Source organism: Arthrobacter sp. B0316-5-4 (assembly GCF_059090325.1).
Genome location: NZ_JBNHFN010000002.1, coordinates 869778 through 878013, shown reverse-complemented (window position 1 = coordinate 878013; position 8236 = coordinate 869778). Strand labels below are relative to the sequence as shown.

General features: G+C 61.7%; 9 protein-coding genes and 1 tRNA gene. 8 read left to right on the top strand and 2 right to left on the bottom strand.

Annotation, left to right across the window (positions count from 1 at the left end):
- Window positions 1–509: 509 nt before the first annotated feature.
- The 7 genes from AC5RU9_RS08400 to AC5RU9_RS08370 all read left to right on the top strand — a co-directional run bounded on the left by AC5RU9_RS08400 (window position 510) and on the right by AC5RU9_RS08370 (window position 5458).
- A complete protein-coding gene (locus tag AC5RU9_RS08400; RefSeq protein WP_211712171.1) occupies window positions 510–929 on the top strand; it encodes a DUF3052 domain-containing protein in 420 nt (139 codons plus the stop codon).
- On the top strand, window positions 926–1429 hold the full coding sequence (locus AC5RU9_RS08395) for a peroxiredoxin (RefSeq protein WP_494016054.1): 504 nt from the start codon (window positions 926–928) through the stop codon (window positions 1427–1429). The genes AC5RU9_RS08400 and AC5RU9_RS08395 overlap by 4 nt, the downstream gene beginning before the upstream one ends.
- Entirely contained in the window at window positions 1426–2382 is a 957-nt protein-coding gene (locus AC5RU9_RS08390) for an NAD-dependent protein deacetylase (protein ID WP_494016053.1), read from the top strand. Before AC5RU9_RS08395 ends, AC5RU9_RS08390 begins: the two co-directional genes overlap by 4 nt.
- A 77-nt stretch (window positions 2383–2459) precedes the next feature.
- Window positions 2460–2535, top strand: a tRNA-Val gene (locus AC5RU9_RS08385).
- 124 nt (window positions 2536–2659) lie between these two features.
- Entirely contained in the window at window positions 2660–2950 is a 291-nt protein-coding gene (locus AC5RU9_RS08380; protein WP_494016052.1) for a hypothetical protein, read from the top strand.
- Between the two features lie 225 nt (window positions 2951–3175).
- Complete coding sequence (locus AC5RU9_RS08375) at window positions 3176–3970, top strand: IclR family transcriptional regulator (protein ID WP_211712174.1); 795 nt, start codon at window positions 3176–3178, stop codon at window positions 3968–3970.
- Between the two features lie 129 nt (window positions 3971–4099).
- A complete protein-coding gene (locus tag AC5RU9_RS08370; protein WP_494016051.1) occupies window positions 4100–5458 on the top strand; it encodes an MFS transporter in 1359 nt (452 codons plus the stop codon).
- Window positions 5459–5557: 99 nt separating this feature from the next.
- On the opposite strand, the gene AC5RU9_RS08365 is transcribed toward AC5RU9_RS08370, so the two are convergent.
- Window positions 5558–6049 carry an immunity protein CdiI family protein gene (locus AC5RU9_RS08365; protein WP_494016050.1) on the bottom strand — a complete coding sequence of 164 codons (492 nt, stop codon included), beginning with the start codon at window positions 6047–6049 and terminating at the stop codon, window positions 5558–5560.
- 107 nt (window positions 6050–6156) lie between these two features.
- On the bottom strand, window positions 6157–7224 hold the full coding sequence (locus AC5RU9_RS08360) for a D-2-hydroxyacid dehydrogenase (protein WP_494016049.1): 1068 nt from the start codon (window positions 7222–7224) through the stop codon (window positions 6157–6159).
- A 70-nt stretch (window positions 7225–7294) separates the two neighbouring features.
- On the opposite strand from AC5RU9_RS08360, the gene AC5RU9_RS08355 reads away from it, so the two are divergent.
- Window positions 7295–8206 (top strand): NAD(P)-dependent oxidoreductase, encoded by a 912-nt coding sequence (locus tag AC5RU9_RS08355; protein WP_494016048.1) that lies wholly within the window; start codon window positions 7295–7297, stop codon window positions 8204–8206.
- The last annotated feature ends 30 nt before the right edge of the window (window positions 8207–8236 follow it).

Sequence of the window (8236 nt, the reverse complement as noted above, 5' to 3'; positions counted from 1 at the left end):
TCAAGGGACTCAATCCACTCCGCAGTCTCTTCCGGATCACGATCAGGCAGCTGGGCAGTCAACCCGCTGAGGATGTGTGAGGTCTCTTCTCCTACAGACACGTCCAACCTTCCTTTAGGCGCATTCATCGGCGCCTCAGGTCTGGCAGGGTAACTGCCCGTCGTGAACGCGTCGTGTGCGACATTTCGGTTTCAACAGCCCGGTCCGATGCGCCGGGCAGGTCTTGTGAGCGCTTGGCTGCCCAGTAGAATTCTTTGGGGCGATCGCCCTGCAGCCATAGCGCTCATGGCCACTCTAGCTTTCACTGCGCCGGGATGCGTAGCCGCAGGCCCCGGGGGGCGTTGTATGTCACACCCGCTGGGCCTCCGTGACGGAAACCACGCTGTTGTCGTGGCCTCGAAACGCCCACGGTAGTGCGGAATGTGGCCCCGGGCAGGGACAATGGCTTGAAGCACACGCCCAAAGGGTGTTGGCTGTTAGTAATGGAAGTCACTTCAAAAGGAGGAAACGTGAGCGAGGCCGACGCCGCCACATCGGTAAATGTGGCGGAACGAATGGGTTTCAAAGATGGGGATCTGATTCAGGAGCGCGGCTACGACGACGACGTCGACTTCGACTTGCGTGACGACATCGAAGATGTCACGGGATCCGAACTGTTGGATGAAGACGATCATGACGTAGTGGATGCCGTTGTCTTCTGGTGGCGCGATGGCGACGGTGATCTTGTTGATGCCCTCATGGATTCGCTCACCACCTTGAAGGAAGGTGGAGTTGTTTGGGTCCTGACGCCCAAGTCAGGTCGCGACGGCTACGTTTCCCCGGCCGACATCCAGGACGCAGCTCCGACATCCGGTTTGCACCTGACCACCTCCGCCGGTGTGTCCAAAGACTGGAGTGCCACGCGCCTGGTGCCGAAGAAGAACAAGTGACCGAAGCCCAACTGGCGCCGGCCCAGATGACGGCACCAGCCGTTGGTGATTCTGCGCCGGAGTTTGAATTGGTCAATCAATACGGGGAACCGGTTCGATTGTCCGATTACCGTGGCCGGAACGTTGTTGTAGTGTTTTTCCCTTTCGCTTTCTCGGGCATTTGCACGGGGGAGTTGTGTGAGATCCGCGACAACATCGCTGCCTTCGACGATGCGAACGCCACCGTCTTGGCTATTTCCGTGGACAGTAAGTTTTCCCAGCGGGCGTATGCCCAAAGCGAGGGCTTCGGGTTCGACCTCCTCGCCGATTTCTGGCCTCACGGTGCCGCTGCCCAGGCATACGGCGTGTTCGACGCCGACAGTGGGATGGCACTGAGGGGAACATTCATTATCGACGCCGGCGGAACCATCCGTTACGCGGTCGTCAATCCAAGGGGCCAAGCCCGCGACTTCGCCGAATACCGCCGCGCCATGGCGGACTTGGTCGGACATTCGTCATGAGCCACGTCCGGCCAGGGGTGGGCATGACTGGCTTTGCCAGCATGGACCCTGAGCCAGCCGTTCAGCTCCAACCAGGTGAGTTGGAGGCGGTGTCAGAGGCACGGCACTTCCTGGACGGCAAGCCGTTGGCTGTACTTACGGGCGCCGGCCTGAGCACTGATTCAGGTATTCCTGATTACCGGGGTCCTGGTTCCGCGCCGCGGAACCCCATGACGTACCAGGAGTTCATCGGCAGTGCTTCCAACCGGCGCCGCTACTGGGCCCGCAACCATATCGGTTGGTCCCATCTGCGGCATGCCGACCCGAACGCCGGGCACGCCGCCATCGCGCTGATGGAGAGGCGGGGACTTCTTACGGGTCTCATCACCCAGAACGTGGACCGGCTCCATGAAGACGCCGGAAGCGTCAATGTGGTGGATTTGCATGGGCGGTTCGACCAGGTCATCTGCCTCGACAACGGGCATATTTTCAGCAGGCAGCTGATCGCGGCAATCCTCGAGGAGATCAACCCGGGCTTCCTGGAAGCTGCACTGGACTCCGGGGTGGTGGAAATGGCTCCGGACGCCGATGCCACGGTGGAAGATCCTGAACTTATCACCTCGTTTGTGGTGGCGGTTTGTCCCATCTGCGGCGGGACGCTGAAGCCGAACTTCGTCTATTTCGGTGAGAACGTCCCCAAGGACCGCGTGGCACGCGCTTATGGGATGGTGGACGACGCCCATGCACTCCTGGTGGCGGGGTCGTCGCTGACGGTGCAGAGCGGCCTTCGCTTCGTCCGTCACGCCGCAAAAGCAGGTAAGCCCGTGGTCATCATCAATAGGGGTCCCACCCGCGGCGACACCCTTGCCACGGTGAAACTCGACCTCGGAGTGAGCGGCGCTCTGGATTACTTGGCGCGGACGCTGCCCGACATTTCGGGTGCTCCTGCGCCGATTGGTGTTTCCGGCACATAATCATGTAGAGTCATTGTTCGTTGGTTGAAGCGCTGAGGAACTGAAAAGGTTCACAGGAAGCGCTGAAACCGCGTTTCGGGTCTTTAGCTCAGCTGGTAGAGCGCCACGTTTACACCGTGGATGTCATCGGTTCGATCCCGGTAGGACCCACCAAGCATCCCCGTCACGTCGTATCAACAGGTACGACGCGGCGGGGTTTTTTGTTGTCCCAGCCGGGCCCGCAAGGCCTGACATGCAGGTGCCTAAATTGTCAGTGGCGTTCCCTAGTGTTTCGGACATGGAATCTGTTGACATCCGGACCACCGCCCAAGGCGCTCCCGTGGTGGTCCTGCGGGGTGGCCGGGAGTGGGACGTGGTGGCGGAGCCCGTCCGCTGGTTCGAGAGGGTCTCGTGGTGGGAACAGTCCAGGCGCATGCCCCGGGGGCACGGCCGGGTGGATGTCGAAATCTGGCAGGTCCAGGTGGATCCGGGAACGGGACCCCACTCCGGCGCACTGACGTGGGAACTTGTGCGGGATGGCGATGCTGGGGGTTGGTACCTCCGCGGCGAGGAAGCGTTGGCTGCCTGAACCCGCGGGTTAAATGGATGAGCTCTCCACCACGACTATTGGGGGATGCCGCGGTGGAGAGCTCGAGAATGAATATACAGCGAACTTTTGGGTTTGGAAAGTGAGGCTACTGGTGCGGGCTTAAGGTGTCGTCAGGGCGGGCCGCGACTCTCCAAACGGTGAGACACTATGATGAGTAGTGTTCAGCTGAATGAACAGCCAGAACCTTAATGACGAAGGAGAATCGTGGCAGATTCCCGCTCTACCCGCTCGGAGGGGCTGGGCGCGTCGTCGCCGGCTCCTGCCGTCACCCGTGCTGCCGCTGTGCTTGAGGCACTTGCCGGCTCACCATCCGGGCGCCTGACCCTGAGTGACCTCTCGAGGGAACTTGGCATCCCCAAGTCCTCCACCTCCAACCTGCTCCTTGCGCTGGAGGAATCGCGCCTCATTACCCGCCAGGGGGCTGACTTCGCGCTGGGCCGGAAGCTCGTGGAGCTGGGTGCAGCATATTTGAGCCGTCTGGACGAGGTGCAGGAGTTCTACAAGTATTGCGAGCAGGCTCCCACTCTTTCCGGTGAGACCGTCAGGATCGCCATGCTCGATGGCGACCATGTTATTTACCTTGCGCGCTATGAAGGCCATCCAGCCGTGCGGCTGACGTCGAACATCGGCGACAAGATGCCGGTATCCCTGTGCAGCGTCGGCAAAGCCTTGTTGGCCCAGTTGCATGACCACGATATTGACGCGATGTTCCCCGATGGAATGTCGCTGCCTGTCATGACTGCGAACTCGCTGCGCACGGCCGAGGAGCTGAAGGCGCAGATTTCGACCATCCGCACCCAAGGTTTCGCCTTCGAGGACGAGGAGTCCACGGTGGGGGTCGTCTGCCTGGCGGTTCCCGTACCCACCCACGGGGCCCACGGGCCCAGCCTGGGCCTCTCTGTAACCGCCCTGAAGGCGACGTACTCGGAGGAACAGGGCGCCCTGATGGTCAAGGAACTCAAGGAATTGGCCCGGTCCTTGGGCAACCCCATGGGATAGCGGTTATAAATCTGATTTTAGTCTTGGCAACATGTTCATCACGCTGTACGCTGTTCAACATAGTGATCTTGGCGGTGATGCCATCACTATCTCGCCGGGCCAACGGGGGCCTGGGGTGATTTTGAGGGAGTGCTTGTGACAACTCGTACTAAGACAAAGTTCGCGGCGGAAGCCGACGAAGCCGTCGTCGAACCGGAGCAGCTTCGGCGGGCGACTTTGGCCAGCTCTGTAGGTTCCGCTCTGGAGTACTACGATTTCTACATTTACGGCCTGGCTTCTGCGCTGATCTTCGGGCCGTTGTTTTTCGCGCCTCTCGGTCCGGATGGGGCACTGATCGCATCGTTCGCTACGTATGGCGTTGGCTTTGCGGCACGGCCGTTTGGCGGTCTGATCTTCGGTTACATTGGTGACCGGTTCGGCCGGAAGATGGTCCTGATCCTGACCATTGCGTTGATGGGAACGGCGAGCTTCGCCATCGGACTCCTCCCCACCTTCGAGCAGGCAGGGATGCTGGGTGCGGTTCTGCTCGTCACCCTCCGCATCGTCCAGGGACTCGGCGCCGGTGCCGAGCAGGCCGGCGCCACCACGCTGATTTCCGAAGTGGCACCGCGCCGCCGTCGTGGTTTCTACGCTTCCTTGCCGTTCGTCGGAATCCAGCTCGGCACCCTCCTGGGCGCGGGAACGTTCGCCCTGATCGCCATGGCGGACAAGTCCGTCCTGCAAGGCTGGCTGTGGCGCGTACCCTTCCTGGCCAGCTTCATCCTGATCGTCATCGCCATCTTCATCCGACTCAAGCTCAAGGAAACGCCAGCGTTCCAAGAGTTGGAAAAGCACAAGAACGTGGTCAAGAACCCGATCAGTGCCCTGTGGAAGCACTCCCGGAAGAACGTGCTGATTGGCATTGGCCTGCGGATGGGCGAAAACGGAAACTCATCCATCTATTCGGCACTCCTGGTTTCGTTCATGAGCATGCCCGCGGGCGTCTTTGCTGGAAACAATTCCATTGGTCCTGTCGGCCTGCTGATTGCGGCTGGTTTCGCGGCAGTCCTCGTTGTGACCTTCGGGGCGCTTTCGGACAAGTATGGCCGGGTGCCGATCTACCGCTACGGAGCGCTGTTCCAAGCCATTATTGCCGTGCCGGCCTTCTACCTGGTGACGTTGGGCAACGTCACGCTGGTATGGGTGGTCATGGCTGTGGGTATCGCCATTGGCGTTCAGTCGATGCTCGGCCCGCAGTGCCCACTCCTCCCGGAACTCTTTGGCTCGCAGTACCGCTTTACGGGCGTGGCGATGAGCCGTGAGATCTCGGCCGTCCTGGCAGGCGGGCTGGCACCTCTGCTCGGTGCGCTGATGCTGGCCGCCACGAACCACTCGTGGCTGGTGCTGGCCATCTACTCCCTTGTCCTGGCGTTGATTTCCTTTGTCACAACCTTCTTCACCCCGGAGACGGCCGGGCGCGACCTCGTCAGCACCGAAGACGCACGGTAGCTTTCGAAGTAAGAGCACACAACGCACGGCGGCGCGGTCCTTCCAAGAGGAGGGGCCGCGCCGCTGCCGTCGGAACCGAAGGATTACCGACTATTCCGGTTATGGTCGGTTCGGTTTGAAGATGCTTCCAGAGAGGGGTGCGGACGCATACCATCCCGCACCTTCTGCGTCTCCTCTGTCTCCCGGAGATACTAGCGCTGATGAGATTGCTTCATGCTTTGCGTGCAGTGAAGCCACCAGTGCATCGAACGCCGCTACAGCCCGGACGTTTGGGTTGCCACGTCCACGGAAGCAGCGCGCAGGCACGCCTTCTTCGTAGGACTTTAGCTCGACCTCGTAGCCGTCACCGAGCTCGTCCGCCAAGGACTGGGCGAGGCGGTTGCCTTCGGACGTGAAGCGGGCGGCAAGATCCTTGGACTTCCAGGTAATGCTCGGGGTCAGCGACGCGTAGTAGGACCGCTCCCAGGCTTGCAGTTCGCGAACAAGGCTGCGCGTGAGGCCGGTGATGTCGTAGTCGATAGGCGAATCAAGCCAAAGCGCCGTATCGCCGTAATCCGGGAACAGGCGCACTGTCGTGCGCTGGTGTGCCATCGCGCAATCCATAGGAAGATACTACTGCCGTGCACGCAGAGGGGCGCGGCCCGCTGAAGTTCCGGGCCGCGCCCCTCTGCGTGCACTGCTTGGGTGGAATGGAATAATTAGTAGAAGTGGACGGGATCAACCAGGTGGGGGAGTTCGCCGCCGTCCAGGAAAGTGCGCAGGTTGCTGCAGAAACGTTCGGTGATGAGGCGGTTTTCGGCTTCGCTCAGGGCCGAGGTGTGCGGTGACACGAGGACCTTGGGGTGGTTCCACAATGGGCTGTCCTGTGGGAGCGGCTCGACGGCGAAGACGTCAAGGCACGCGTACGACACCTGGCCGTTTTCGAGTGCCTCGTGCAAGGCTTCCTCGTCCACGACGGTTCCACGGCCCACATTAACGAACACAGCCCCGGGCTTCATGGCGGAGAAAATCCCGCGGTTGAACAGCTTCTCCGTATAAGGGGTGCCGGGCAGGGTGTTCACCACTGCGTCAGCACCGGCAACCAAGGTGGCCAGGCCGTCGTTGGTGGTGACCTCCTCGATGCCCTCGATGGCTTCGACGTTGCGCTTGGTCCCGCTGACCTTCATGCCCAGGGCACGGGCTATTCGCGCCGTTTCCATGCCGATCTCACCCAGGCCAGTAATGACCAGTGTGGAACCGTTGACGAGTTTGGTGGGCGTCCGCAGCTCGGGCCAGATCCTGGAGGCCTGATCACCGGCCATTTCGGCGCTCCGCTTGAAGCCGTTGAGGACGCCGAAGGCCGAGAACTCTGCCAGCGGCAGGGCATGGACCCCGGCCGAGGTGGTCACCTTGAACTTGCGCAGTGCTTCTGTGTCCAGGCCCGAGGCCTTGACGGCTCCGCCCGCTCCGGCGGCCATGGCATGGATCCATTGAAGGTGCGGATTGCTTTCGGCCACCTTGGCCAGTCCGGCGGGGCTTTCGTTGGGGAAGCCGTAGAGGACCTGTGCCCTGTTCAGCATGGCCCAGTAGCGTTCTTCCTGCTCGGGCGTCCGCTTGAAGTTGGGGTCGCCGGCATGGTCGGCGGGAAAGCGTTCAGGCGGCAGAAGTTCAGGATCGTAGAGAACCGTTACGGCGGGATCAACAGCGCGGATCAGCTCTACGTGCTCTGCTTCGAGCGGCACAGCGATGGCGATGGTAAGTTCATCAGTCGTCATGGTGTTCATCATACTGAATGGCGGCTAGGATATTGAACAGAATTTGCTGAGATGACCACAAAGAAGTGAGGTGTTACACGGCATGACCGGTAAACATGTGGGCTTTGTTGGCCTGGGGCTCATGGGTGCGCCCATGGCCGCCAACATCGCCAAGGCCGGGTGGGTTGTCTCCGGGTGGAACCGCTCCGCGAAGGCCTTCAAGGACCTCCCGATGGTCCAGCGCGCGGCCACGGTGGCCGACCTCCGCGATGAGGAGGCAATCATCTTCATGCTCCCGGACCTGCCGTATATCGAGGAAGCCGCTGAAGCCTTGCTCGAATCCTGGCGGGGCGCGCCGCCGAAGCCGGGAACCGCCGTCGTCATCATGAGCAGCGTCTCCCCAACTGCGGTCCAGCAGTTCGGCGAAACCGTCCACCAAGCGAGCAGCGGCCACGCAATCGTGGTGGACGCCCCGGTCAGTGGCGGAACCGCAGGTGCGCGGGAAGGAACCCTGGCCATCATGGTTGGTGCCGACGAACCCCACTTCGCGGCACTCAAGCCGCTGTTCGAGGCCATGGGAACCACCGTGCGGCGCATGGGGCCACTTGGGTCAGGATCACTTGCCAAAGCCTGCAACCAACTCATCGTCGGGACCACGACGGCGGCCCTCGCCGAGGCGGCCGAGCTCGCCGAACGCTCCGGCATGGACGTGGAGGCGCTCTTTGAGGTCCTCTCCGGCGGGCTCGCCGGAAGCCGGGTGCTGGACAACGTTGGTCCGCGACTCGCTGCCAAGGACTACGCGCCGACGGGACCGGCCAAGTTCATGCACAAGGACCTCGGCTTCGTCCTCGACAGTGCAGAAGCTGCCGGCTCCGCCGTGCCGCTGGCCACAGCCGCGATCGGGCTGTACGCCGAACTGAGGCGCCAAGGGCTCGGTGACCAGGACCTTGCCGTCGTCCGGCAAACCATCGCCAACCTGAGCCAGACCCCAACCGCGACGTCGAGCAGCAACTGAGCCGGCGCAACCGAAGAAGGAATGAAGAAC

Bases quoted from the DNA above. Each gene is read 5' to 3' on its own strand.
- AC5RU9_RS08390 (WP_494016053.1), top strand. From the start codon at position 1,426: ATGAGCCACGTCCGGCCAGGGGTGGGCATGACTGGCTTTGCCAGCATG.
- AC5RU9_RS08380 (WP_494016052.1), top strand. From the start codon at position 2,660: ATGGAATCTGTTGACATCCGGACCACCGCCCAAGGCGCTCCCGTGGTG.
- AC5RU9_RS08365 (WP_494016050.1), bottom strand. From the start codon at position 6,049: ATGGCACACCAGCGCACGACAGTGCGCCTGTTCCCGGATTACGGCGAT.
- AC5RU9_RS08360 (WP_494016049.1), bottom strand. From the start codon at position 7,224: ATGATGAACACCATGACGACTGATGAACTTACCATCGCCATCGCTGTG.
- AC5RU9_RS08355 (WP_494016048.1), top strand. From the start codon at position 7,295: ATGACCGGTAAACATGTGGGCTTTGTTGGCCTGGGGCTCATGGGTGCG.